This window comes from Caballeronia sp. LZ016 (assembly GCF_031450805.1).
Lineage (GTDB): Bacteria > Pseudomonadota > Gammaproteobacteria > Burkholderiales > Burkholderiaceae > Caballeronia.
The window spans coordinates 1,599,270-1,625,035 of sequence record NZ_JARTVY010000001.1 but is presented as its reverse complement, the minus strand read 5'-3'; the positions used below and the strand labels follow the sequence as shown (position 1 = coordinate 1,625,035).

At 64.6% G+C, this 25,766-nt stretch carries 21 protein-coding genes; 8 read left to right on the top strand and 13 right to left on the bottom strand.

Features of this window, described 5'->3' with window-relative positions; genetic code table 11:
- Positions 1-16 precede the first annotated feature (16 nt).
- From P9220_RS07665 to P9220_RS07655, 3 genes are all read right to left on the bottom strand, one after another.
- The gene (locus P9220_RS07665; protein WP_309764303.1) at positions 17-1,093 is read right to left on the bottom strand and encodes a glycosyltransferase family 4 protein; all 1,077 of its coding nucleotides are present in this window, start codon (positions 1,091-1,093) and stop codon (positions 17-19) included.
- Between the two features lie 410 nt (positions 1,094-1,503).
- Positions 1,504-1,773 (bottom strand): hypothetical protein, encoded by a 270-nt coding sequence (locus P9220_RS07660; protein WP_309764302.1) that lies wholly within the window; start codon positions 1,771-1,773, stop codon positions 1,504-1,506.
- A gap of 126 nt (positions 1,774-1,899) precedes the next feature.
- Positions 1,900-2,970, bottom strand: coding sequence for a substrate-binding domain-containing protein (locus P9220_RS07655; protein ID WP_309765419.1), 1,071 nt, complete (start codon positions 2,968-2,970; stop codon positions 1,900-1,902).
- Positions 2,971-3,096: 126 nt separating this feature from the next.
- Here P9220_RS07655 and P9220_RS07650 point away from each other — a divergent pair, with 126 nt between their 5' ends.
- The 4 genes from P9220_RS07650 to P9220_RS07635 are packed head-to-tail and all read left to right on the top strand — an operon-like array spanning position 3,097 to position 8,319.
- Positions 3,097-3,579 (top strand): NAD(P)H-dependent oxidoreductase subunit E, encoded by a 483-nt coding sequence (locus tag P9220_RS07650; RefSeq protein ID WP_309764301.1) that lies wholly within the window; start codon positions 3,097-3,099, stop codon positions 3,577-3,579.
- Complete coding sequence (locus P9220_RS07645; protein WP_309764300.1) at positions 3,576-5,132, top strand: NADH-ubiquinone oxidoreductase-F iron-sulfur binding region domain-containing protein; 1,557 nt, start codon at positions 3,576-3,578, stop codon at positions 5,130-5,132. Before P9220_RS07650 ends, P9220_RS07645 begins: the two co-directional genes overlap by 4 nt.
- 10 nt (positions 5,133-5,142) lie before the next feature.
- Entirely contained in the window at positions 5,143-8,070 is a 2,928-nt protein-coding gene (fdhF, locus tag P9220_RS07640) for a formate dehydrogenase subunit alpha (RefSeq protein ID WP_309764299.1), read from the top strand.
- A 3-nt stretch (positions 8,071-8,073) separates the two neighbouring features.
- Positions 8,074-8,319, top strand: a complete 246-nt coding sequence (locus P9220_RS07635; protein WP_309764298.1) for a formate dehydrogenase subunit delta — start codon at positions 8,074-8,076, stop codon at positions 8,317-8,319.
- Positions 8,320-8,347: 28 nt separating this feature from the next.
- On the opposite strand, the gene P9220_RS07630 is transcribed toward P9220_RS07635, so the two are convergent.
- From P9220_RS07630 to P9220_RS07620, 3 genes are all read right to left on the bottom strand, one after another.
- Entirely contained in the window at positions 8,348-10,081 is a 1,734-nt protein-coding gene (locus P9220_RS07630; protein ID WP_309764297.1) for an FAD-dependent monooxygenase, read from the bottom strand.
- Positions 10,082-10,251: 170 nt separating this feature from the next.
- Positions 10,252-11,241: a cation diffusion facilitator family transporter gene (locus P9220_RS07625; RefSeq protein WP_309764296.1), complete on the bottom strand. Its 990-nt coding sequence runs from the start codon at positions 11,239-11,241 to the stop codon at positions 10,252-10,254.
- A gap of 15 nt (positions 11,242-11,256) precedes the next feature.
- Positions 11,257-11,601, bottom strand: coding sequence for a metalloregulator ArsR/SmtB family transcription factor (locus P9220_RS07620; RefSeq protein ID WP_309764295.1), 345 nt, complete (start codon positions 11,599-11,601; stop codon positions 11,257-11,259).
- Between the two features lie 126 nt (positions 11,602-11,727).
- Between P9220_RS07620 and P9220_RS07615 the strand changes: the two genes are divergently transcribed.
- On the top strand, positions 11,728-13,578 hold the full coding sequence (locus P9220_RS07615) for a tetratricopeptide repeat protein (protein ID WP_309764294.1): 1,851 nt from the start codon (positions 11,728-11,730) through the stop codon (positions 13,576-13,578).
- A gap of 72 nt (positions 13,579-13,650) precedes the next feature.
- Here P9220_RS07615 and P9220_RS07610 read toward each other — a convergent pair whose 3' ends face one another.
- Positions 13,651-14,946: an MFS transporter gene (locus P9220_RS07610; protein ID WP_309764293.1), complete on the bottom strand. Its 1,296-nt coding sequence runs from the start codon at positions 14,944-14,946 to the stop codon at positions 13,651-13,653.
- 521 nt (positions 14,947-15,467) lie between these two features.
- On the opposite strand from P9220_RS07610, the gene P9220_RS07605 reads away from it, so the two are divergent.
- Together P9220_RS07605 and P9220_RS07600 are read left to right on the top strand one after the other, a co-directional pair.
- Positions 15,468-16,589, top strand: coding sequence for a hypothetical protein (locus P9220_RS07605; RefSeq protein ID WP_309764292.1), 1,122 nt, complete (start codon positions 15,468-15,470; stop codon positions 16,587-16,589).
- 51 nt (positions 16,590-16,640) lie between these two features.
- Complete coding sequence (locus P9220_RS07600) at positions 16,641-17,333, top strand: DUF2968 domain-containing protein (protein ID WP_309764291.1); 693 nt, start codon at positions 16,641-16,643, stop codon at positions 17,331-17,333.
- Positions 17,334-17,416: 83 nt separating this feature from the next.
- On the opposite strand, the gene P9220_RS07595 is transcribed toward P9220_RS07600, so the two are convergent.
- The 5 genes from P9220_RS07595 to P9220_RS07575 form a co-directional block, all read right to left on the bottom strand.
- Positions 17,417-18,862: a type 1 glutamine amidotransferase gene (locus P9220_RS07595; RefSeq protein ID WP_309764290.1), complete on the bottom strand. Its 1,446-nt coding sequence runs from the start codon at positions 18,860-18,862 to the stop codon at positions 17,417-17,419.
- A gap of 116 nt (positions 18,863-18,978) precedes the next feature.
- The gene (locus tag P9220_RS07590; RefSeq protein ID WP_309764289.1) at positions 18,979-20,736 is read right to left on the bottom strand and encodes a cation:proton antiporter; all 1,758 of its coding nucleotides are present in this window, start codon (positions 20,734-20,736) and stop codon (positions 18,979-18,981) included.
- 183 nt (positions 20,737-20,919) lie between these two features.
- Positions 20,920-21,258 carry a P-II family nitrogen regulator gene (gene glnK, locus P9220_RS07585; protein ID WP_008342452.1) on the bottom strand — a complete coding sequence of 113 codons (339 nt, stop codon included), beginning with the start codon at positions 21,256-21,258 and terminating at the stop codon, positions 20,920-20,922.
- A 125-nt stretch (positions 21,259-21,383) separates the two neighbouring features.
- On the bottom strand, positions 21,384-23,471 hold the full coding sequence (locus P9220_RS07580) for an NAD(+) synthase (protein WP_404980356.1): 2,088 nt from the start codon (positions 23,469-23,471) through the stop codon (positions 21,384-21,386).
- 18 nt (positions 23,472-23,489) lie between these two features.
- Complete coding sequence (locus tag P9220_RS07575) at positions 23,490-24,647, bottom strand: GNAT family N-acetyltransferase (RefSeq protein WP_309764288.1); 1,158 nt, start codon at positions 24,645-24,647, stop codon at positions 23,490-23,492.
- A gap of 146 nt (positions 24,648-24,793) precedes the next feature.
- Between P9220_RS07575 and P9220_RS07570 the strand changes: the two genes are divergently transcribed.
- Positions 24,794-25,093 carry a GIY-YIG nuclease family protein gene (locus tag P9220_RS07570; RefSeq protein WP_309764287.1) on the top strand — a complete coding sequence of 100 codons (300 nt, stop codon included), beginning with the start codon at positions 24,794-24,796 and terminating at the stop codon, positions 25,091-25,093.
- A gap of 54 nt (positions 25,094-25,147) precedes the next feature.
- On the opposite strand, the gene ppa is transcribed toward P9220_RS07570, so the two are convergent.
- Positions 25,148-25,675, bottom strand: coding sequence for an inorganic diphosphatase (ppa, locus tag P9220_RS07565; protein ID WP_309764286.1), 528 nt, complete (start codon positions 25,673-25,675; stop codon positions 25,148-25,150).
- Between the last annotated feature and the right edge of the window lie 91 nt (positions 25,676-25,766).

Below are 25,766 nucleotides of genomic sequence, written 5' to 3'. Positions count from 1 at the left end.
CTTCGTCTTGCGCTGCTCAGCTCAGTCCGACCCGCATGTTCAGCACATCGCGCGCAATCGCGAGATAGCGATCGGCCGTGCTCTGCAACGTCAGTCCATGCAGCGGGCGCTTGGCGCGTGGCTGCGTCAGCGCATGAAGCAGCGCGCGGCCGTATGAATCCGCATCGCCCGTATCGAGCAATTGCACGCCGGGGAAGCCGCCCGCGAACGCGAACGACGCGATTTCGTTGCCCACCACCGGAATCCCCGACGCGAGCGCTTCGAGAAAGCCGATGCTGTGCGCCTCGAAGCTCGAAGGCATCGCGAACACAGCCGATGCACGCAGGATCTGCGCGACGTTCGTCTGCGGCCCGTCGATGCTCACGCGGTCCTTCAGCCCCAGTTGCGCGACCCGTTCAACGACGGCCGCGTGATACTCGAGGTTTTCGATCACGCCGCACAGCAAAAGCCGCGCATCCGGATCGGCGCGCGCGACGCGGGCAAACGCTTCGACCGTCTGCAACTGGTTCTTCTCGGGAATGTACCGGCCCACCTGCACGATCTGCTTGTACGCGACGGGCACGCGCGGGCCGGCATCGTCGGCGAAGCGGGATACGTCGACGCCGTTGGGCACGACGATCATCGACGGATGCAGCCCGATCTCCTTCACGTATTCGTCGATATTCTTCTGCGACACGCCGATCACCGCCTTCGCGCGATTCGACAGCAGCCGTTCCGCACGCATCAGCGCGGCGTTGGCAAAGTCGTTCGCGCCGGAGTGCATGACCCAGACGATCGGCACGCGCGTCGGCAAGGCGCGCACGTAAAGCGCGGGAATCGTCGCGTGCGCGAAGATGATGTCGGGTCGAAACGTGCGGATCGCGCGATGAAGAAACAGCAGGCGGCCGAGCTTCCCCGGCGTCTTGTCCGGGAAGATGCACGACACGCCGTGCGCGCGAAGCTCCGCGCTGATGTGCGCGAAGTCGTCGTGCTCCGGCATCAGCGAGGCGATGGAGACATCGTGTCCGTCGCGCTGATGCCCGATCGCGACGCCCTTTGCAAGAACCTCCGCCCCCGACAGGCGGGGCGCCAGTATGACCTGCAGAATTCGCATGGTGTGCAGTCCCTCGGATGGTCCGAAGTGCGCTCGAAGCCGCGCGGCCTGCCCAAGGCATCGCGTCCCCGTGCCTCGCCCGCGCGCGATATCCGCGTCTTTCGGGCAGCCAGCGCACTCGTGTCTTTGTGATTTTTCGACTTTGAAATGAACGACCGCGCGCACCGGAAAAAGCCTCGGTGACACGCCCGGTTTAAGGTACTTCCCGGGCCGTGCCCCGCACCCGCCATCACGTAGTGCTTTTCGGTCCGCGACTGAACCATTGCGCGCGCAATGAGGCGACGCGCACACGCTGCGTGCGGACGGCCATACGGAAAGGGAGAGAGCGGAAGAAAGCGTGAGGAAGAAATCTAAGCCGGCGACGGCGCGCATTGCACGCGCCGCGATTCATTCAGGCTCTGGTTCGGGCTTCAGTTGGTGCCGTCTTTCGGGCACTTCAGATTGCAGCCGTTGGGGTCGCCGTTATCGGCGCGGCGGCGCATCGCGGACGTGCCCTGCTGATATTTGTCCGACGGCGCGGACGCGGCGAACGGCATCTGCGGATGCTCGTTGATGCGGAACTGGTCTTGCAGCACGCCGCCGGGAAGACCCGGCGAATTCTGCGCAAAAGCGACAGGCGCGAGATAGATTGCGCCGGCGACGAGCGACGCCGACAGTGAAGCGAGCAACGAGAATTTCATGGCGGTATTCGCGCGGCAACGCGCGTCTGAACAAGGTGGAACCCGACAGCAAACCGTTAGGTTAACCCAATTCGCCGCCGCAGGCCCGCTTCGCCGTCCGTGTTCCTCTTACGGTTCGTTTCGGCCTCAGCCGCGCAAGCCCTCGTCGATATCGACGAGCGTGCCGCATCGCTCGGGATCGTAGCCTTCGAGATGCGCGACGCTGCGGTTGAACGCCTCGCTGCGCAGCACGCCGAGCACGGTCGAGAGCCGCGCCTCATCGAGCCGCGCGCGCTCGCACGCGAAGAAGTAATCCTCGTCGATGATCGGGATGAAATCGAGCCCGAAGTGCTGCGCCGCCGGCTGCACGCCGAAGCCGAGATCCGCCATGCCGCTCGCGACGAATGCGGCGATCGCCGAATGCGTGAGCTCCGTCGATGCGTAACCGTTGATCTGGTCCGGATCGACGCCGACTCCACGCAGCGCCAGATCGAGCAGCATGCGCGTGCCGGAGCCCGGCTGGCGGTTCACGAAGCGCACGTCGTCGCGCGCGAGATCGCGCAGGCCGGCCACGCCCTTCGGATTGCCCTTCGCGAGAAAGAGGCCCTGCGTGCGCCGCGTGAGCCGAATCAATTGATGCTTCTTGCTGTCCAGATACGGCCGGTAAATATCGGCGCAGATCGAGCGGAATTCGCCGATCGGCAGATGAAAGCCGGCCAGCTCGCACTCGCTGCGCGCGAGCGCCCGGACCGCTTCCGCGCTTTCGCGGTACTTGATGTCCACCGGCACGCGCCGCTCGCCGAGCGCGCGCACCAGCGTCGCGACCGCATAACCATGCGACGCATGAATCCGCACTTCCGATACTTCGCCCGCGAGCCGCCGGTTCAGTTCGTTGGCGACATCGTTGGCGACGGCCTGCAACGGCGCTTCGAGCCGGTCGCCGCACATGCGCTGCGCGCGCAGGACCGATTCGCCCAGTTCCGACAGCACCGACCCGCGTCCGCGCGACTTCGTAATGAGCGCGCCGCCCAGACGCGCCTCGATTTCGCGCAAAAGACCCCACGCATGACGATAGGACAAACCCCTAGCGCTCGCCGCGTTGGCGATGCTGCCCGTCTGCGCGACGAGCTGCAAAAGCGGCACAACCGCGCTGAGACTGGTTTCCCGGCCATCGACGTCCCGCAGGATGAGTTCGGCGCGGCATTCGATGTCGACCATATGCACTGCCCCTTCCTATTGCCAAGATATATCACGACGCCTATTGTTCTTTCACAGGCTCGGCACCCCTGATTATATGATTGAAATATGCATCGATAAAACATATGCCGAGCGTGGAGGAGCCCCATGAGACAACCGCTATCCGCCGTCGCCGCAGAGGAACTCGTGCGTCGCCATGCCGTGCAAGGCGCGACCCTGATGATCATCCTGCACGCCATCCAGGACGAAACGGGCTTCGTGCCGCCCGAAACCGTCGAGCCGCTCGCGCGGGCCTTGTCGCTGTCGCGCGCGGAAGTGCACGGCACGATCACCTACTATCATCACTTTCGCTCCGAACCGCCTGCACGCGTCACCGTGCAGCTGTGCCGCGCGGAGGCATGCCGCAGCATGGGCACCGAGGCGCTGAAGGATCACATCGAAGGCCATACGGGGTGCCGCTTCGATAGCGGCCACGCCGAAGACACCGAACTCGAATCGGTCTATTGCCTCGGCCAGTGCGCGCTGTCGCCATCGATGACCATCAATGGCGAGATTCACGCCAAGGTGACGCCGCAGAAGTTCGACCGCCTGTTCGCCGCGGCCAAAGAGAAAAGCGAGGTGACGGCATGACGCGCATCTATGTCCCCTGCGATTCGTCCGCGCTCGCGCTCGGCGCCGATCGCATCGCGCAGGCCATCGCAGGAGAAGCGCAAACGCGCGGCATCGACGTGCAACTGGTGCGCAACGGATCGCGCGGGCTGCTCTATCTCGAACCGCTCGTCGAAGTGGAAACGGAGCAGGGACGCATCGGTTACGCGAACGTCGAGGAAGACGAAATCGCCGCCCTCTTCGATGCCGGCTTTCACGAAGGCAAGGCGCACGCGAAGAACGTCGGCATCGTCGACGAGATTCCGTATCTGAAGAACCAGCAGCGCCTGACGTTCGCGCGCATCGGCATCACGGACCCGCTTTCGATCGACGACTACACCGCGCTCGGCGGTCTGCAAGGCCTGCGCAACGTGCTCGACATGAACGGCGACGCCGTCTGCGGAGCGCTCATGGACTCCGGCTTGCGCGGGCGCGGCGGCGCGGCGTTTCCGGCGGGCATCAAGTGGAAGACCGTGCGCGCGGCGCTGGCCGATCAGAAGTACATCGTCTGCAACGCGGACGAAGGCGACTCCGGCACGTTCTCCGACCGCCTCGTGATGGAAAGCGATCCGTACATGCTCATCGAAGGCATGATCATCGCGGGCGTGGCGACCGGCGCGACCAAGGGCTATATCTACGTGCGCAGCGAGTATCCGCATTCGATCGCGACGCTCAATCGCGCGATCGACCGCGCGCGCGATGCCGGATGGCTCGGCGCGAGCGTGCTCGGCACGTCGCACGCGTTCGATCTGTACGTGGCGAAGGGCGCGGGCTCGTACGTATGCGGCGAGGAAACGGCGCTGCTCGAATCGCTCGAGGGCAAGCGCGGCATCGTGCGCGCGAAGCCGCCGGTGCCCGCGCTCGTCGGCCTGTATGGAAAGCCGACGGTCATCAACAACGTCATCACGCTCGCAACGGTGCCGGTCATCTTCGCGAAGGGCGCGGCCTTCTATCGCGATTACGGCATGGGCCGCTCGCGCGGCACGCTGCCTTTCCAGCTCGCGGGCAACGTGAAGCAAGGCGGGCTCGTCGAGCTCGCGTTCGGCGTCAGCTTGCGCGAACTCATCCATGACTACGGCGGCGGCACGGCGAGCGGCCGTCCCGCGCGCGCGGTGCAGGTCGGCGGGCCGCTCGGCACATATCTGCCCGAAAGCCAGTGGGACATTCCGCTCGACTACGAAGCCTATGCGAAGGTCGGCGCGGTGGTCGGCCACGGCGGTCTCGTAATTCACGACGACACGTCGAATCTCGCCGATCTCGCGCAATACGCGATGCACTTCTGCGCGATCGAATCGTGCGGCAAGTGCACGCCCTGCCGCATCGGTTCCACGCGCGGCGAAGAAGTCATCGCGAAGATTCGCGAGGGCGATACGTCGGTGAAGCAGATCACGCTGCTGCGCGAACTGTGCGACACGATGGTCGCAGGCTCCCTCTGCGCGATGGGCGGCATGACGCCGTTCCCGGTGCTCTCCGCGCTCGATCATTTCCCCGAAGACTTTGGCCTGCCGCGTACGCCGGCGCAAAAAGCTGCCTGAGGATAACGCTATGTCCAACACCATCAACGGCTGCGGCTCCGGCAATTGCGCGTGCAAGAGCGCGGCTTCCGTGCAGCGCCGCGATCCCTTCGACGATACCGACTACGGTACGCCCCTGCGTCACGCGGATATCGACGTGACGGTCGAAATCGACGGCCAGAGCGTGACGGTGCCGGCGGGCACCTCCGTGATGCGCGCGGCGATCGAGGCCGGCGTCAACGTGCCGAAACTCTGCGCCACCGATTCGCTCGAGCCGTGGGGCTCGTGCCGTCTGTGCCTCGTCGAGATCGAGGGCAAGCGCGGCTATCCGGCATCGTGCACGGCGCCCGTCGAGGCGGGCATGAAGGTCCGCACGCAAACCGACAAGCTGCAATCGCTACGCCGCAACGTGATGGAGCTTTATATCTCCGATCACCCGCTCGACTGCCTCACCTGCCCCGCCAACGGCGACTGCGAACTGCAGGACATGGCGGGCGTCGTCGGCCTGCGTGAAGTGCGTTACGGTTATGAAGGCGCGAACCATCTCAAGGACAAGAAGGACGAGTCGAATCCGTACTTCACTTACGACCCGTCGAAGTGCATCGTCTGCAATCGCTGCGTGCGCGCGTGCGAGGAAACGCAGGGCACGTTCGCGCTGACCATCACCGGGCGCGGCTTCGAGTCGCGTGTGGCCGCGAGCGAAAGCGTGCCGTTCATGGAATCGGAATGCGTATCGTGCGGCGCGTGCGTGGCCGCCTGCCCGACCGCGACGCTGCAGGAAAAGAGCGTCATCATGCTCGGCCAGCCGGAGCATTCGGTCGTGACGACGTGCGCGTACTGCGGCGTTGGCTGCTCGCTGAAAGCGGAGATGAAGGGCAACACCGTCGTGCGCATGGTGCCGAACAAGAACGGTCAGGCGAACGAAGGACACGCCTGCGTGAAGGGCCGCTTCGCGTGGGGTTATGCGACGCACAAGGACCGCATCACGAAGCCGATGATCCGCGCGAAGATCACCGATCCGTGGCGCGAAGTGTCATGGGATGAAGCCATCGACTATGCGGCGAGCGAATTCCGCCGCATCCAGGACAAGTACGGACGCGATTCGATCGGCGGCATCACCTCGTCGCGCTGCACGAACGAGGAAACGTATCTCGTGCAGAAGCTCGTGCGCGCCGCGTTCGGCAACAACAACGTGGACACGTGCGCGCGCGTCTGCCATTCGCCGACCGGCTACGGCCTCAAGGCCACGCTCGGCGAATCGGCGGGCACGCAGACGTTCGCGTCGGTCGAGAAGGCGGATGTCATCGTCGTGATCGGCGCGAATCCGACCGACGGCCATCCGGTCTTCGCATCGCGCCTGAAGCGCCGCGTGCGCGAAGGCGCGACGCTGATCGTGATCGATCCGCGCCGCATCGATATCGTCGATACCCCGCACGTGAAGGCATCGCATCATCTCGCGCTGCGGCCGGGAACGAACGTCGCGATGGTCAATGCGCTCGCGCATGTGATCGTGACCGAGGGACTCGTCGACGAGCAGTTCGTCGCCGACCGGTGCGAGCCGCGCGCGTTCCAGCAATGGCGCGATTTCGTCTCGCAAGCGGACAACTCGCCCGAAGCGATGGAAGCGGTCACCGGCGTGCCCGCGCAAAAGGTCCGCGAGGCCGCGCGCATCTATGCGAAGGGCGGCAACTCCGCGATCTATTACGGCCTCGGCGTCACCGAACACGCGCAAGGCTCGACGATGGTGATGGGCATCGCGAACCTCGCGATGGCGACGGCCAACGTCGGCCGCGAAGGCGTCGGCGTGAATCCGCTGCGCGGCCAGAACAACGTGCAGGGCTCGTGCGACATGGGCTCGTTCCCGCATGAGTTGCCGGGGTATCGTCATATCGGCGATGCCGCGACGCGCGCCCTCTTCGAAGAAGCATGGGACGTGAAGCTGCAGCCGGAGCCGGGCCTGCGCATCCCCAACATGTTCGATGCCGCCACGCACGGCACCTTCATGGGCCTTTATTGCCAGGGCGAGGACATCGTTCAGTCGGACCCGAACACGCAGCATGTGGCGGGCGCGCTGTCGGCGATGGAATGCATCGTCGTGCAGGACATCTTCCTCAACGAGACGGCGAAGTACGCGCACGTTCTGTTGCCCGGTTCGACGTTCCTCGAGAAGGACGGCACGTTCACGAACGCCGAGCGCCGCATCTCGCGCGTGCGCAAGGTCATGCCGCCGCTTGCGGGCTACGCCGATTGGGAAGTGACGATCAGGCTCTCGCGCGCGCTCGGCTACGAGATGAACTACGCGCATCCGTCGGAGATCATGGACGAGATCGCGCGTCTCACGCCGACTTTCCACGGCGTCTCGTTCGAGAAGCTCGACGAGCTCGGCAGCATCCAGTGGCCGTGCAACGAGAAAGCGCCCGACGGCACGCCGACGATGCACATCGACGAATTCGTGCGCGGCAAGGGACGCTTCGTCATCACGAAGTTCGTCGCGACGCCGGAAAAGGTCACGCGCAAGTATCCGCTCCTGCTGACGACGGGGCGCATCCTGTCGCAATACAACGTCGGCGCGCAGACTCGCCGCACGGAGAACTCGCGCTGGCACGAAGAGGACCGGCTGGAGATTCATCCGCACGACGCGGAAGAGCGCGGCATCCGGACGGGCGACTGGGTCGGCATCGAATCGCGTGCGGGGCAGACCGTGTTGCGCGCGAAGATCACCGAGCGCATGCAGCCGGGCGTCGTTTATACGACGTTCCATTTCCCGGAGTCGGGGGCGAACGTCATCACGACGGACTCGTCGGACTGGGCCACCAATTGCCCCGAGTACAAGGTCACGGCGGTGCAGGTCATGCCGGTGGAACAGCCGTCGCAATGGCAGAAGGACTACTCGCGCTTCAACACGCAGCAGCTCGAACTGCTCAACATGCGCGACGTCGCGACTACTTCGGGGAAGTGACCTATGGACGTCGATAACCTGATCGAGATGGCGAACCGCATCGGACAGTTTTTCGATTCGATGCCGGATCGCCCGGAAGCCGTCGATAGCGTCGCCGATCACATCCGCCGCTTCTGGGAGCCGCGCATGCGGCTCGCCATTCTGGCGGCGCTCGATGACGAACGCGCAAGCGCAACGATGGAGCCGATCCTGCGCGAGGCGCTGACCCTGCATAGAGCCGATCTGCAACCGAAGGTAGCCACGGCCTGAGCGAGACGCCTCAGTCGCCTCAGTCGCTTCAGTCTTCGGGGTACTCGCCCACGCTGCGTTGCGGAGGGCTCGGGCGCTCCTGGCCGAACCATGTTTCGCAGTGACGCAGCAGCGCCTGCACATCCGATGGCGCGCGCCCGCGTGCGGCGACATAGCCGTCCGGACGCACGAGATAGAACGCGGGACGCGTGCGGCCGTAGTTGTCGGTGAGCGAATGTGCGTCGTCGCCGCTCGTATCGGTGATGCGCCAGATGCGTACTGCGTTCGGCAGGATGGCTTCGATCGACTGCACCAGGCCGTCGAGATCGGGATCGCGCACGGCGTGGGCCACGGTGATGGTGGCAGGCGCGAGCGCGATGTCGTCTTCACCGGTCGGATTCACGAGCAGGAACAGCGAGAAGCAGCCGGGATCGTGCAGGTCGTAGAGGCAGCCGACGCCGGGCAGCCGGCCGAGCGGTCCGTCGACGACATGCACGCGCGCATCCGGCGCGCGTTCGCCGGCGCGCGGGCCGCCATCGAGCAGACGTTCCAGCGTGAGCGGGCTCTTGCGATAGTTGATCGACAGCTCGCTGACGGTGCGCCGCATCGCGTCGCGCAACGGGCCGATGGCCGCGAGCGCGGGCATCACGTGATCGCGCATCAGCTTCATCGGGCCGTGTCCGGCTTCGGCCATCTGCGTTAGGATGCTGGTCTGGCGCAGAACGTCGCGTTCGATCGGATGCCGCTCCGCGTGATAGGTATCGAGCAGACGCTCCGACGCGCCGCCGCCGAGCGTGCGTGCGATTTTCCAGCCCAGGTTGAGCGCTTCCTGGATGCCGGTGTTCATGCCTTGCGCGCCGGCGGGGCTGTGAACATGCGCGGCATCGCCCGCGAGAAAGATGCGTTCGACGCGCAGGCGGTCGACCATGCGGCTGTTGACGTGAAACGTCGATGACCACGTGAGATCCGACAGCATCACCCGATGATGCACACGCCGCTCGACGAGGGCCCGGCATTCGTCGAGTGACGGGCCGGGCTTCAGTTCATCGGCTCGGGTTGCGACGCCGGCGGCGGGCAGGTCCGCGATGAGGCGGGCGCGGCCATTGCCCATCGGAAAGAGCGCGGTGAGCCCTTCGCCGGATGCAAAGATGTGGAATTCGTCGTCGGGCCAGTCGGAATCGGCTTGCAGGTCGGCGAGCAGGAACGTCTGGTCGAAGGTCTTGCCATCGAAGCCGATGTCGAGCCTGTGCCGCACGGCGCTGTGTGCGCCGTCGGCGGCGATCATGTACGAGGGCCGCAGCGTCTCCTCGCGGCCGTTGGGGTGGCGCAGCGTTGCCTGTATGCCGGCGGAGCCTTGCGTGAAGTCGACGAGTTCGATGCCGCGTTCGATGTTCACGCTTGCCTCGTGCAGATGCTCGGCGAGCAGGCGTTCGGTCTCCGATTGCGGCAGGAAGAGCAGATAGGGATAGCGTGTTTGCAGCGGATCGAAGTCGAGCCGTGCGAGGCGTTGGCCGTTGGAGTACAGGTTTGCGACGCGGGCGCGGTGCCCGAGTTCGAGAAACCGGTCGACGATGCGATGCTGTTCGAAGAGTTCGAGCGTGCGGGCCTGGATGCCGATGGCGCGGGAGTATGGCGAAGGCTGGCGCGCCTTGTCGATGATGCGAACGGGGATGTGGGAGCGGGTCAGGCTCATTGCTGCCGACAGGCCTGTCGGGCCGGCGCCCACGATCAACACCGGGGCGACGTCGAGTTTGTCGTTGGGGTTCAGCTTGTAGGCGTACATGCTGGGTTCCTCCGCGACCCTGCGGTTGGGGTTAGTGTACGCTGGCTTTTATGAGTGCGGCTTTGGTTGTTTGGTGTTTTCTTGTCGTGTCGGTCTATTAGTGTGCCCCTCCCCGGGGTGCACTAATAAACCGACGCGAATACAAGTTCACCGAATAGCGAAGCAAAAAATCACCTCCGATCCAAAACACACCCAGTGAAGGCATCCCCAAAATCCACCTGCAAAGTAGCATGATGCATAGCATATTCCCGCCGAAGCGTGGCAACGACGTTTTGCAGGAACGCATCCCCCGGATGCCCTTGCGGCATAACCAGATGCACGGTGAGAGCATTCTCAGTAGTAGAAAGCGCCCAGACATGAAGATCATGCACACCGCGCACTCCAGGCAACGCAGTTAAATAGCGCTGAATACGCTCAGTATCAACCCCCGGCGGCACGGCCGCCATCGCGAGCCGCATGGCATCGCGCCCCAGCCCCCAGGTGCCGTAAAGAATGACGGCTACCACGACGATGCTCATCGCCGGATCGATCCAGTTCCATCCCGTGTACAGAATGACAAGCCCACTCACCGCGACGGCCGCGGAAATCGCCGCATCGGCGGCCATGTGAAGGAATGCACCGCGTACGTTGAGATCCTCCTTGCTTCCCCGCATGAAAAGCCACGCCGAAAATCCATTGCCGAGGAGACCCAGCATCGCAACGATGAACACATCCAGCCCCGCAACCGGCGCCGGATTCAAAAGACGCTGCACCGCTTCAAGCACGATCGCACCGCACGCAAAAAGCAGCAGCGCAGCATTCGCAAGCGACGCGAGTATCGACGAACTCCCGAGCCCGAACGTATAACGCGCACTCGGCCGCCGCGCGCCGAGCCACACCGCGCCCCACGCAAGCAGAAGACCGAGGACATCGGAAAGATTGTGGCCTGCATCCGCGAGCAAGGCAGTCGAATGCGCGATCACGCCATAAACGGCCTGCACGATCACGATCAGTACATTGAGTCCGACTGCAATCGCGAACGTGCGCCCCTGCCCCGCCTGCGGCGCATGATGATGATGGTGATGCCCACCGGCGCCATGGTCATGGGCGTGCCCGGCGTGATCGGCGTGATCGGCATGATCGTGCGCGTGGGAATGATCGTGATGCGAATGCGTGCTCATCTGCCTGCTCTTGTTTCAGTCGTTAGAGTCGATATCGGCGGAGTCGGGCTGCGGCTCGGCTACATGCTCCAGCAACTCGCCCAGCATCGAACTGATATGGCGGTCCGCCGCGACGTAGAAGACCTGCTTGCCCTGCCGCTCCGCCCGTACGATCCGCGCCGCGCGCAACAGGCGCAAGTGATGGCTCACGAGCGACGCCGACAAACCCAGTGATTCCGCAATCGCCCCCACCGCGCGCCGACGCTCGACACAGGCCAGCACGATGCGCAGCCGCGTCGGGTCGCCAAGCAAACGGAAGAGGTCCGCGAGCGGCACCACGCGATCATCGGAAGTCGCGGAATCGGAAAGAAGGGACGCCACTGGATATCATCAACATATGAATAGGTGTTCACATGTTAAGTATCATCGGGACAACGTGTCAACCCGTGATTCGGAAGAGATGCTTCCCGATATGGGAAAATGCGTGGTTTGCGACACTCCTCCGTCATGGACACCGTATTTGCCCGCGGCTTCGCGGCCCATCGTGACGGCCGCCTGACCGATGCGGAACGCGACTATCAGGCCGCGCTCGCCGCCGAACCCTTCCACGTCGAAGCGCTGCATTATCTCGGCGTGCTGCGCCATCAGCAGGGACAGCACGAGGAAGCGGCCGCGCTCGTCGGTCGCGCCGTCGACTTGCGTCCCACCGACGCGGCCCTCCAACTGAACCTCGGCAACGCGCTGAAGGCGCTCGGCCGTATCGACGACGCAATCGAACGTTTTCGCAACGCGCTCACGCTCGCGCCCGGCTTCGCGCTCGCCCAGTACAACCTCGGCAACGCCTACACGGCCATAGGCCGTCACGAGGACGCCGCCGACGCCTTCGAAAAAGCCCTGCGCGCACAGCCGAACGATGCCGCCGCGTGGAACAACTTCGGCAACGCGCTCTCGGCGCTTTCCCGCTTCGATGAGGCCGCCCGCGCCTTTCGCCGCGCGCTCGCGCTGCGGCCGCGTCACGCGGGCGCGCACAACAATCTCGGCATGGCGCTCAACGCGCTCGGCGATCCGGTGGGCGCGATCGCGCATTTCCGCGCCGCCATCGACGCCGAGCCGGACTACGTCGCCGCGCACTTCAATCTGGGCAATCTGCTCGATGCCCGCGCACATTCCGACGAAGCACTGCCCCGCTTCCAGAAGGTAATCAGCCTGCAGCCGCGTTTCGCGCCGGGACACTTCGGTCTCGGTCACGCGCTTGCGAGGCTGAATCGCCATGAAGAGGCGGTGCTGTCGTACGAACGGGCGGTCGGGCTCGATCCGAAGTACGGCATCGCGTGGCTGTGTCTCGGCAATTCGCACCTCGCGCTCTCCGCCCCCGCCGCCGCCATCCGCGCATTCGATGAAGCCCTGCGCCTCGATCCGCGGATGCCGGCCGCGCACCTGAACCGCGGTCTCGCGCTGCTCGCCACGGGCGATTACGAGCGCGGCCTGCCCGCCTACGAGTGGCGTCTGCAGACGCCCGGCAGCGAACCCGCGCCGCCGCTGCCGCGCTGGACGGGCGAGCCGCTGCCCGGCCGCACGCTGCGCGTGCGCGCGGAGCAAGGTTTCGGCGATACGCTGCAATTCATGCGCTTCGCGGCTTATGCGGCGAAGCGCGTCGGCAAGCTCGTGCTGGAAGTGCAGCCGGCGCTCGTGCCGCTGCTCGCGCCGGCGGCGCGCGCGGCTCGCATCGAACTGTTGAGCCGTACCGATGAACCGGCGACCAGCGCCGATGCCTTCTGCCCGCTGTTGAGCCTGCCGCTTGCGCTCGGCATGACATCGCTGGAGGCGATCCCCGCGCGCGCGCCGTATATCGTCGTGCCGGCCGACTATCGCCGGAAGTGGCGCGGATCGCTCGGCGGTCAGCAGAAGCGCAAGATCGGCATCACATGGTCAGGACGGCTGCAGCCGGGCGAGACGCGCTCCGCGCCGCTCCACGCGCTCGCGCCGCTATTCGTGATCGAGGGCATCGACTGGATCGTGCTGCAGCCCTTCGTTACCGAGGAGGAACGCGCGGCGCTGCTCGCGCATCCGCGCGCGCACGCCATTCATCGGCTCGAAGGGCGGCTCGAGAACTTCGCGGATACCGGCGCGATCGTCGATCGGCTCGATGCGGTCGTATCCGTCGATACGTCCGTCGCGCATCTCGCCGGTGCGCTCAACAAACGGGTCTGGGTGATGCTGCCCTTCGCGGCGGACTGGCGCTGGGGCATCGACGGCGACAGAACCGCCTGGTATCCGAGCGCGCGACTCGTGCGGCAGCGCGCGCCGGGCGACTGGGACAGCGTCGTCGCCGAAGTCGCTGCAGGCTTGCGCGACTGAACGCCGAATACGAAAAAGCCCCTCGCGCGGATTCGGCGCGAGGGGCTTTGCATATCAGCAGCCGCATCCGGATCAGGCGGTCTTGTACTGATTCCGCGCTTCCGGCGAACGATACAGCACCAGTGTCGCAATCAATCCGCAGATCGCGGCGAGTCCCATCCACAGGCCCGGCGCAGCCTTGTTGCCGGTCTCGTGAATCAGAAAGGTGGAGATGGCGGGCGTGAAGCCGCCGATGGTCGTCGCAAGGCTATAGGCCATCGAGAAACCGGTCGTGCGGACGTCGACCGGCATGACTTCCGTCAGCGCCACGACCATCGCGCCGTTATAGCTGCCGTACAGGAACGAGAGCCAGAGCTCGACCATCAGCAGACGCCCGAACGACGGCTCCGCCACGAGCCACTGCACCGCCGGATACGACGTGAGAATGGTCAGGATCGTGAAGAACAGGAGCACCGGACGGCGCCCGACGCGGTCCGACACGGCGCCCATCAGCGGCAGCCAGACCAGATTGGAGATGCCGACGCAGACGGTGACGACGAGCGCGTCGATTGCGCTCAGCTTCAGCACTTCCTTGCCGAAGGTCGGCGTGTAGGCGGTGATCATGTAGAACGAGACCGTCGTCATGATGACCATGCCCATGCCGGCAAGCACGACGCCCCAGTTTTGCGCGATCGAGCGCGCGATCTCCCCCATCGCCGGGCGATGCTTCCTTGCCAGGAACTCGTCCGTTTCGCGCAGCGAGCGGCGGACGACGAACAGGAACGGCACGATCAGGCAGCCGATCAGGAACGGCACGCGCCAGCCCCAGGCGGTCATCTGCTCGGGCGGCAGCAGGCGATTCATCATCACGCCGATGAGCGCCGCGAACACGACGGCCACCTGCTGGCTGCCCGACTGCCACGAGCAATAGAAGCCCTTGTTGCCGCGCGTCGCGATCTCCGACAGGTACACCGACACGCCGCCCAGTTCCACGCCGGCCGAGAAGCCTTGCAGCAGCCGTCCCGACAGCACGATGATCGGCGCGAGCGCACCGATGCTCGCGTACCCCGGCACGAGCGCGACGAGCGCAGTGCCGACCGCCATCAGCCCGAGCGTGAGAATGAGGCCCTTGCGCCGGCCATGATGGTCGATGTATGCGCCGAGCACGATTGCGCCGACGGGCCGCATCAGAAAGCCCGCGCCGAACACGGACAGCGCGAGCATCAGCGAGGCGAACTCGTTGCCGCTCGGGAAATAGGTCTTGGCGATCGCCGAAGCGTAATAGCCATAGACCATGAAGTCGTACATCTCAAGAAAATTTCCGCTGACGACGCGAAATACCGTCTTGGCCTTGGATTCGTTGGCGGGTGCTATGTGGGTCGTGGACATGGGACTTTCTCGAAGCTGGGCTGATAGCGCCGGCTGCGGTGCGAGCCAAAAGGACGCACGGAACCGGCGCCGCTTTATGGGGGTTTACCCCTTTACATCGCGTTTTATCGCGCGCTTAAGAAATCTTACCGCCTAGGGGCGTCTCCTTGCACGCAACGTCAGCTAAATTCGATCAACCGACATTAAGATTCGCCTACTTCCGCCTGTCGTTTAGCGTACGAGGGCTTTCTATGTTAATTGCATCGGATATGCCGGGCCGAAAGCGTGCCGCGCGGGGCGTAGATACCGCGATCACCACAGCGTTCGCGTTTCGTCAATCAGTGATCCTATAAAAATCTTTCTTTCAGAAAAAATCCGGTCGCAGTGCGTTCGGGCGTTCCGTATCATCGCGGCTCAACTTTGGCTTAGCGCGCGACGCCCCGGCACGCCGGGCATTTTGCGTAAGCCGCGGGCTGCGATCCGCAACGGGGCTTTGGGCGCGGCTCCGGTCTCGCGCCTCGACCCATGCATCTGGAATCCTCATGACCGAACCCCTGATCGATATCGAAGGCAAGCTGCGTCTGCCGGCGCTTCGCGCACTCGCGGGTCCGGCACGGATGTTCGGTCGCGAATGGTCGCCCTGGCGCTCGCGCCCGCTTCACTCGAATTGCGAATTCGCTATCGCGGCAGCCCTGCTTCATACGGATTACGTCGACGCCCCCAGCCTCCGCGACAACAACGCGCCGTATCGGGCTGCCAACACCTGGGGCGTGCTCACCGAGGGCCGTATTCAGCAAAAGGTGGCGCCGCTGAAGCAGGCGGCCGGGACCGCCGCGACGCCCGCCGCGCACGAGTCGCCGCAGCCGGCGCCGGTTCCGCTCGCCGCCAGCGCAGCCACCAGCGCAGCCGCCGCAGCCGCCGAAGCCGCGGCCCGCCGCTACGCGTCCCTCGGAAAGCCGGTCAGGGGCGCTATTGCGCTTGCCTGCGCGGCGCTCATCGTATGCCTGTTGTTCGGTCTCGAGCAGTACTCAGCGGGCGATGAACCCGCCACCGTCGCGACAGCCGATGCAGTCAATGGGGCCGGTGCCCCGCAGCCGATGGCGGTATCGCAATGGGTCGTGTCGGCGAGCGCCGCCGCTAGCCCGCGCACACAGGCATCGCAGGGCGAAGCGAGCCGGGCCGTCGCCATCGTGCACACGCAGGTCGAGGGCAGTGCAACCACCGGAAGCGTCGTACAGCTATCGGAAAGCACGGCCGACGAAACCGTGAGCCAGCGTGAGTCACGCGACCATCCCCTTCGCGCAACGACGATCCACGCCAGCACCAGCTCGCGCATCAGCGGTAGCGCTTCTCGCGATGCTCGCGCAGCGTCGTCGATGCCTTCCGCGCAGGCGCAAGCACGCGGCGCCGCATCCAAGCCGGGTAAGCGCGCGCATGCAGCCGTCGCCCGGGGCGCGCGCAGAAACACCGCCGGCGGGAACTACGCCGTCATCGCCAACGCGGCCTCCAAACATGCGTCGGGACGGCGCGCTCATTCGCAACGAGTCGCGCAGCCAGCCGCCGCGCTGAACGTCGAAGCGCTGTACGCGATCCTCCAGCACAACCCGGCGCTCGACAGCAACGCTCCGTCTTCCAGGCAAAACGCGGATGCCCGCGCGAACTAACGCCGTGGCTTACCTTCGACGCCCGCTGAACCTTATCGGCACGACGCCAACATGAAGCACTCACGTCTTTTCCGTATCGCGACGCTCGCCGTCGCGCTGTCGTTCGTCACTGCATTCACGCATGTTCTGGCCGCCCCCGCCGCGAAGACCGAGCAGGCCGCACCGGTGGCGCCATCCCCGGAAGACTTGTCCAATCTGCAGGCCGATGGCGCCGGGAACGTCTCCGGCAATCTCGCGGAACTGCAGGACATGATCCAGGGCGGGCGCGTGACCGAACTGCGCGCGACTCGCAACGCCAGCTACGGCGCGAAGCTCTATTTCCTGCCGCAGGAGATGCTCTACTACGTCGCGCTGCAGCAGGAGACGCGCTTGTGGCGTGTCGTCAAGACACAGGACGAAGCGCGCGCCGAATCGGTCTACTCGCAGTTCGCCCGCAAGACCTTCGAACTCGCGGACGGTGAAATCCGCCGCACGCGGCTGCAGGCGCAAACCGCGCTGCTGGAGCGGGTGATCGCGGTGTTGTCGAACCGGGCGAGCCGTCTGTCCGCCGACCTCGCGCTCGCGCAGCAGCAGGACAGCCAGGTCTCGGAACGTCAACAGAAGCTGCAGGCGGAGTCCGCCTCGCTGCAAGGCGACAAGCTCGAAGCGGAACGCAAGCTGCGCGCGCTGCAGCAGCAGGTCGATCAGCTTCAGCGTGCAACGGAAGCCGGACTGACGTCGGTGACAGTGGTGCCATCGCGCTGAGCGTCACGTGATGTAGACCGCAGAAAACACAAGGCCCGCTGAGAAGCGGGCCTTGTCGTTTGCACGTGATCGGTTGAGCGCGGCTAGAACCGCGTCTCCCGCGCGACGCGCAGGAACGTATCGAGCAAGGGCGTGCAATCGAGCAATTCCTCGCCGCCCGCGCGATGAAACTCCGGGTGCCATTGCACGCCGACCACGAACGGCGCCTTGCGATACCGCACCGCCTCGATGATCCCGTCCGACGACGACACCGCCTCGATGTTCAGATCGCGCCCGAGCGTCTTCACCGCCTGATGGTGAATCGAATTGACGACCGCCTCGCGCTGATGCGGGAACATGTTGACGAGCGAGGAGCCGTCGGGGAAGCGGATCGAATGGCGATGCTGGTCGTAACGCTCGCTGACGTGCAGGGCCGCCGTCGGCACATCGGTGGCGATATCGCCATAGAGCGTGCCGCCGAACGCCACGTTGATGAGCTGACAGCCCCGGCACACGCCGAGCACCGGCTTGCCCGACTCGACGAACTCGTGCAGCAGTTCCAGCTCGTACATGTCGCGCACGCGGTCGCCGGGCCATTCGGGGCGCGTCGTCGCCTCCTCGTAGGACTGCGGCGACACGTCCGCGCCGCCCTGCAGCAGCAGGCCGTCGAGATGCTTCGCGTAATCGCGCAGACGGATGTTGCTCGGATGCAGCATCCCCTGATGACCGACCGTCGGGATCATGAACACGAGCACATCGCGCGACATGACCCAGTGCGCGATCGACTCTTCCAGATACTGCAGCGTCTTGCCGCGCAATCCGCGCGCGCCAGGCTCCGGATGAAAGATGCGCGCCGACACGCCGATGCGCAGCGTGCGCTGCGTGATGCGCTGCCCCGCCCGGTCGAAGATTTGCCGCGCACGCGCCGCGATGATGCGCCCGAACACGGACCACGCCGAATCGGAAGTCTTGAGATAGGCGGGGGGCGCGGTTGGCGCGTCGGCCACGTGCTGCGGCGCATTGAGCTTGCTGAAATCCGGCGCGCCGCCGAAGTCGGGCGGCAGAACCTGGGCGTTGACTGGCGTTTCCACTTCCGCCGCCGCCGAGGCTTCGGCCTCCGTGGCGGCTTCGAGGTTGTGCGCGAGGCTTGCTTTTGCGTCGACCGGTTCGACGCGCGCCGGGTTCCTGGCGCGCACGGCGGCCTCTTGCGCGGCCGTCGCGCTTGCCGCATTGGCGCGGGCTTCGCGGGCCGATTGCCGCGCGTCCTCGCGGCGCGCGGCGGCGCTATCGACGGGTTCGACGGGTTCGACGGTCGATGCGCTGACAGGCGAATCCGTCGATGCCCGCTGCGTCGCGCTGGCCGAAGCCGAAGCCGAAGCCGCAGGCGATGCGCTTTCGCGCGAGCCGCCGGCCGCGGATGCATCCGCGCCGCCGCGCCGGGCTTCGGCCGCGCGGCTGGCGGCGTCCTGTGCAACATGCGTCGCACCGGTCGCGCTGCCTGGGTTGTTTGCGGTGTTGCCTGAGTCGTTGGACGTTTTGTTTTCGCTCATCCCGATTTCAGGCGCGCGCGGCGCCACGATAGAAAAGAGAAGTCGATTATCCGCCCATCGAACGTGACGACGCAAACCAGCACACATTTGCTCACATCTGCGACGAACCCCGCCGCTCAGTGATCCCGCGTCTCCTCGAGCGTCTCGCACAATGCGATCTGCATCGTCGCGTGGATTTTCACGCACCAGCGCCACAGCACCGTCAGCAGCAGCGCCGCGCACAGCAGCACGCCGATCATCAGGCCGAACGGCGGGAGAATGCCGCCCGACAGCGCCGCGACGAGCAGGAAGACGCCGAACATGGCTACGATCGGAATCAGGCCGGAAATCGCCGTGCGGATGGCGCTCGTGAAGCGCCCCGCTTTCGCCGGCTGCACGCTGACTTCGGCGAGCAGCAGCGCGAGCGACTCCAGCTTGCGATACACCGCCACCAGAAACGGCAGCGCGACGACGAGCGCGGCGCCCCACAGCACGACGCGCTGCGCATTGTCGGTATCCAGCCAGCGGGACAAGTATTGCGATGCGAACGGCGCCGAATACGACGCCCCGAGAAAGATCGCGGCGACGAGCGCGAGATTGACCGCGATCTGCAGCACGATGCGCCGCGTCATCGAGAAGAGCGTCGCGCCGCCGGTTGCCGGCGTCAGGCTCGAGAGCCATTGCGAATAGAGCCCGAACGTATGCGCGAGCGGCGCGGGCATCGCGCGGGCGAGGCGCAGCGTCAGCGGATCGGCGGCGCGGATCAGATACGGCGTGAACAGCGTGGTCAGCGCGGACACGGCGACCGCAATCGGATACAGAAAACTGCTCGTCACCTTCAGCGACAGCCCGAGCGACGCGATGATGAACGAGAACTCGCCGATCTGCGCGACGCTCATGCCGACGCGCATCGACGTGCGTCCGTCCTTGCCCGCGAGAAACGTGCCGAGCCCGCACGACACGATCTTGCCGAGCACCACCGCGATCGTGATGACGGCGATCGGCCATGCGTAATCGACGAGCACCGTCGGATTCAGCAGCAGGCCGATGGTCACGAAGAAGATCGCGGAGAACATGTCGCGCACCGGCGCGATCAAGTGTTCGATGCGCGCGAGATGCTTCGATTCCGCCATGATCGCGCCGATCAGAAACGCACCGAGCGCGATCGAATAATCGAGCTTCACGACGAGCAGGCAGAACCCGAAGCAGAAGCCGAGCACGGTGACGAGCAGCATTTCGTCGCTCTTCGCGCCCGCCACGTAATTGAGCGCGCGCGGCACCGTCAGAATGCCGACGACGAGCGATACCGTCATGAAAAGCAGCAGCTTGCCGAGCGTCACGACCGCGACGCCTGCGCTCACCGAACCCGTCTGCGCGATGCCCGACAGCAGCACGAGCATCGCGATGGCGAGGATGTCTTCGACGATCAGGATGCCGAACACGAGTTGCGCGAAGCTCTCGCGCTTCATGCCGAGTTCGGAGAGCGCCTTCACGATGATCGTGGTCGACGAGATGGCGAGCATCGCGCCGAGAAAGAGCGAGTCCATCGCGTTCCAGCCGAACCATCGGCCGATCTCGAAGCCGATCCAGATCATCAGCACGATTTCCGAGAGCGCCGCGACGAACGCCGTCGCGCCGACGCGAAACAGCTTGCGCAGACTGAATTCGAGCCCGAGCGAGAACATCAGAAAGACGACGCCGATTTCACCGAGCGTCTGGATGGTCGCTTCGTCGTTGATGAGTTGAAACGGCGGCGTATAGGGGCCGATGATGACGCCCGCCACGATATAGCCCAGCACGACCGGTTGCCGCAAGCGATGAAACAGCACCGTCACGACGCCCGCGATGGCCATGATGACAGCGAGATCCTGAATGAAGCCGATCGCGTGGTGCATCGAGTGATTCCTTACAAAAGTATTATTTGAGCCGATGTTACCGCACGGCGATGATCGCGGCTTCGAGGAATCGGAGAAGCGCCGCGCATCGAGCGGGTGCACGCGATGCGGGCGCAGAAAGAAACAAGCCCGCTCGGGCGAGCGGGCTTGTCTTCGAATGCGGCGGAGAGAAACGCGCGGCGCTCAGACTGCCGCTTCGTTTTCCTCGCCGGTGCGGATGCGGATGACGCGCTCGACATCCGCGACGAAAATCTTGCCGTCGCCGATCTTGCCGGTGCGCGCGGCGCCGATGATCGCATCGATGACCTGGTCGGTCTGATCGTTCGCCACGACCACTTCGATCTTCACCTTCGGCAGGAAGTCGACCACGTACTCCGCACCACGATAGAGCTCGGTATGCCCTTTCTGGCGGCCGAAGCCCTTCACTTCCGTGACCGTGAGCCCCGTCAGACCGACTTCGGCGAGCGCTTCGCGAACTTCGTCGAGCTTGAACGGTTTGATGATGGCGGTGATGCGTTTCATGGCGTGCCTCGCTTCGGAGTCAAGAGTTCAGAGAAGTGGTCGTCACTCGCGTGACGGATGCTTTCGATTCTAGTCGGGTTTTGCAAGGCCCTGCGATTCCTCGAACACGAAGATGAGGATGAACGTCAGTCGGTCTCGGGAATCCGCTCCAGGTCCCTGAGCCAGACGGTGGCCTGCGAATCGCTCGGCGCGCGCCAGTCGCCGCGCGGCGACAGCGAACCGCCCGATCCCACTTTCGGTGCATTCGGGATGCACGAACGCTTGAACTGGCTCGTGCGAAAGAACCGGTCGAGGAAGATGCGCAGGTTCTTGCGGATGTCGGCAAGCCCGTATTGATTGCGCACGACGTTCGGGTCTTCGGGCCAGTCGCCCGCCTCGCGGTCGCGCCAGGCGGCGTGCGCGAGGAACGCGACCTTCGATGGCGCGAAGCCGAAGCGGATCGTGTAGTAGAGATTGAAGTCCTGCAGCTCGTACGGCCCGATGACGCTTTCCGTCTTCTGCTCCAGCGCCCCGCTTGCTTTCCCCGGAATGAGTTCGGGACTGATATCGGTGCTGAGGATATGTTCGAGCACGTCGGTTCCGGCATCGCCGATAGCGCCCGACTCCGCAACCCAGCGCACCAGATGCGTGATGAGCGTCTTCGGCACGCTCGCGTTCACGTTGTAATGCGACATGTGATCGCCTACGCCATACGTGCACCATCCCAGCGCAAGCTCGCTCAGATCGCCGGTGCCGATGACGATCGCGTGATGAAGGTTCGCCAGCCTGAACAGATGGCTCGTGCGTTCGCCGGCCTGCACGTTCTCATAGGTGATGTCGTATTGCGCGTTGTCTTCGCTGTGCGGATGGCCGATGTCCGCGAGCATCTGCGTGCAGCTCGGGCGAATGTCGATCTCCCCGGCCGTGCAGCCGATCACCTCCATCAGCTCGCGCGCCTGTCGCAGCGTGCGGTCGCTGGTGGCGAAGCCGGGCATCGTATAGGCGAGGATGTTCGAGCGCGGCAGGCCGAGACGGTCCATCGCCTTCGCGCACACGAGCAGGGCATGGGTGGAGTCGAGACCGCCCGATACGCCGATGACGACCTTCGATATCCCCGACGATCGCAGCCGCTGCAAGAGCGCCTGAACCTGGATGTTGTAGACCTCGTTGCATCGCGCGTCGCGGCGCGTGCGGTCGGCCGGCACATACGGGAAGCGCGCGACACGCCGTTCCAGCGGCAGCGCGCCTTCGACCGGCGCCGCCAGCGCGAACTCCACGACGGTGAACTTCGCGACTTCATCGGCATGGCGCGCCGTCGATCGTCCGAACGTGGTCTGCTTCATGCGCTCGCGCGAGAGCCGTTCCAGATCGACATCCGCGAAGATCACATGCGATTCGCCCGCGAAACGCTCGGACTCCGCGAGCATCTCGCCGTTTTCGTAGATGAGGCCCTGCCCGTCCCATGCGAGGTCGGTCGTCGATTCGCCCTCGCCCGCCGACGTATAGAGATAAGCGGCGACACAACGCGCGGACTGCTGCCCGACGAGCTGATGCCGATACGCCGACTTCCCCACGACGATATTCGACGCCGACAGGTTCACGAGCACCGTCGCACCCGCGAGCGCGGCGAACGACGACGGCGGGATCGGCACCCACACGTCCTCGCAGATTTCGACGTGGAACCGGAAGAGCGGCAGGTCCTTGATCTGGAACAGCAGCGATGCGCCGAACGGTACCTCCTGACCGCACAGCGAGAGCGTGCGCGTGGTGGCGGCATCGGCGGGGCTGAACTGACGCGCTTCGTAGAACTCGCCGTAGTTCGGCAGATAGCTCTTCGGCACGACGCCGCGGATCACGCCGTTCGCCACGACCACTGCGCAATTGAAGAGCTTGTGCTCGGCGCGCACGGGCAAGCCGACGATCATCGCGATCTTCAAGCCCTTCGACGCCTCGACGATGCTTCCGAGCGCTTCTTCGCACGCATCGAGCAAGGGCCTTTGATGGAAGAGATCGTCACATGTATAAGCGGACAAGCCGAGCTCGGGGAACGCGACGAGCACCGCGCCGCGCGCGGCCGCCTGCCTTGCGAGCGCGATCGTCGCTTCCGCGTTGAAGGCGGGATCGGCCACCTTGCAGTTCGGGATGGCGACAGCGACGCGCGCGAAATCGTGACTGTATAAGTTGAAGAAGTTCTTGCTCGTGTTCATCGTTGTTTGCGCGTGTGTGTCGGACATAGCGAAGCGTTCAAACGATTATCGCATGGGGCTTTCGCTGGTTTTTCTGAACGGCGTATGCGCTTCGAGCTCTTCGATGTGCTCGTTCATCGCGGTGGTTTCGGCATCCAGAAACTCGCTGATCGCATGCGCGAAACGTTGATCCGCGATCCAGTGCGCGGACCATGTCGGCGTCGGCAGCAGGCCGCGCGACATCTTGTGCACGCCCTGTGCGCCGCCTTCGAAGTGCGCGAGTCCGTGCTCGATGCAATACGCGATGCCCTGCATGTAGCACGTCTCGAAGTGCAGCCCCGAGATGAACTCGCGCGTGCCCCAGTAGCGGCCGTACATCGTGTCGCCGCCGATCATGTTGAGCGCGCACGCGAGCCGCTCGCCGTCCGCTTCGGCGATAACAAGCAGCATGCTGTCGGGGGCATCGGCGTGAATCTGTCCGAAGAACTCGCGCGACAGATACGGCGCGTTCCAGTGCTCGCGGTACGTGTTGTCGTAGCAGTCGTAGAAGAAGTCGAGCGCGCTGTCGTCGATCTGCGCGCCGCGCAGCCACGTGTAACGCACGCCCGCTTCCATCACGCGGCGCCGGTCCTGCTTGACCTTCTTGCGCTTGTCGTGACTCATCGTCGCGAGGAAGGCGTCGAAGCTCGCGTAGCCTTCGCCGGGCAAGTTCTCCCAGTGGAACTGCACGCCTTCGCGCAGCATGTAGCCGGCGTCCGTCAGCGCGTCGAGGTCCTGCGCATGCGGAAACAGCACGTGCAGCGACGAGATGTCGAGCCGGCGCGTCAGCTCGATCGCGCCGCGCGCGAGCAACACGCGATCCTCGTGTTCCGCTGCGATGAGACGCGGCCCTGTCACCGGCGAAAACGGCACCGCCGATACGGCCTTCGGGTAATAGCGCAGGCCGTGGCGTTCGAAGGCATCGGCCCAGGCGTGATCGAACACGTATTCGCCGCGTGAATGCGACTTGAGATACAGCGGCATCGCGCCTGCGAAATCGCCGCCGCGCCGCAGGATCAGATGGTGCGCGCGCCAGCCCGTGCGCTTCACCGCGCATTGCGTGTCCTGCAACGCGCGAAGAAAGCCGTGCCGCACGAAGGGATTGTCGCCGGAGAGGCGATTCCAGTCGTCCGTTGAAATATCGTCGAGCGTATCGACCACATGAATTTCGACTTCGCGATTCAACAGGCTACCTCGCTGTGTGACCGATGAGCGCGTCATGCGCGAAGCGGCTATTTTCGCGCAAGTCGATAAAAGGCGTCGGCATGGGCCGATGCGATGTGTATCGGCGATAATGCCCGGCAATTCTTTCCCATTGCCGATACGACGCGATGCCGTGGTTTCTCTATCTGATCGAATGTGCCGACGGCAGTCTGTACACCGGCATCGCCACCGATGTCGATGCGCGTTTCGCCGCGCACGCGAGCGGCAAGGGCGCGCGTTATACGCGAACGAGAAAGCCGCTCAGGGTGATGGCGTCGTTCGAATTGTCCGGACGGTCGGAAGCGTCGCGCGCCGAGTATTGGGTGAAGCGCTTGCCGGTGCAGCAAAAGCGCGCGCTGATCGCGGGAGAAAGAACGCTTGAATCCGTGTTGCCTCGGAAAGAAATCGAGGCAGCAGAAGAAAAATAAAAAGCGCCGCCGCGCTTCTATCGCGCGGCGGCGCTTTTCATCGATAAGACGCGCTTACTTCTTGTAGTTCGCGACGCCTTCCGAAATTTCCTTGTGCGCGGCGTCGATGCCCGCCCAGCCTTCCACCTTCACCCACTTGCCCTTCTCGAGCGCCTTGTATTGCTCGAAGAAGTGCTTGATCTGATCCTTCAGATATTCGGGCACGTCGTCGATGGACTTGATGTTCGCCGTCATCGGGCAGATCTTGTCGTGCGGCACGGCGATCAGTTTCGCGTCCACGCCCGACTCATCGGTCATCTGCAGCATGCCGAGCGCACGTGCGCGCACGACCGAGCCGGCGAGCAGCGGGAACGGCGTGATGACGAGCACGTCGACGGGGTCGCCGTCACCCGACAGCGTCTGCGGAATGAAGCCGTAGTTCGCCGGATAGCGCATGCCGGTGCCGATGAATCGATCGACGACGAGCAGGCCCATGTCCTTGTCCGCTTCGTATTTGACCGGATCGCTCTGTGCGGGAATTTCGATGATGACGTTGAAATCCTGCGGGAGATCCTTACCGGGAGGTACGTTGTTGAAGCTCATGAGCGCTCTCTGGAGAAGTTGGTTCGTAAAGCAGGCGACGCATGAAACGCCGGCGCAGCGAGGTGAAACACTTCAGGCATTATAGCCAAAC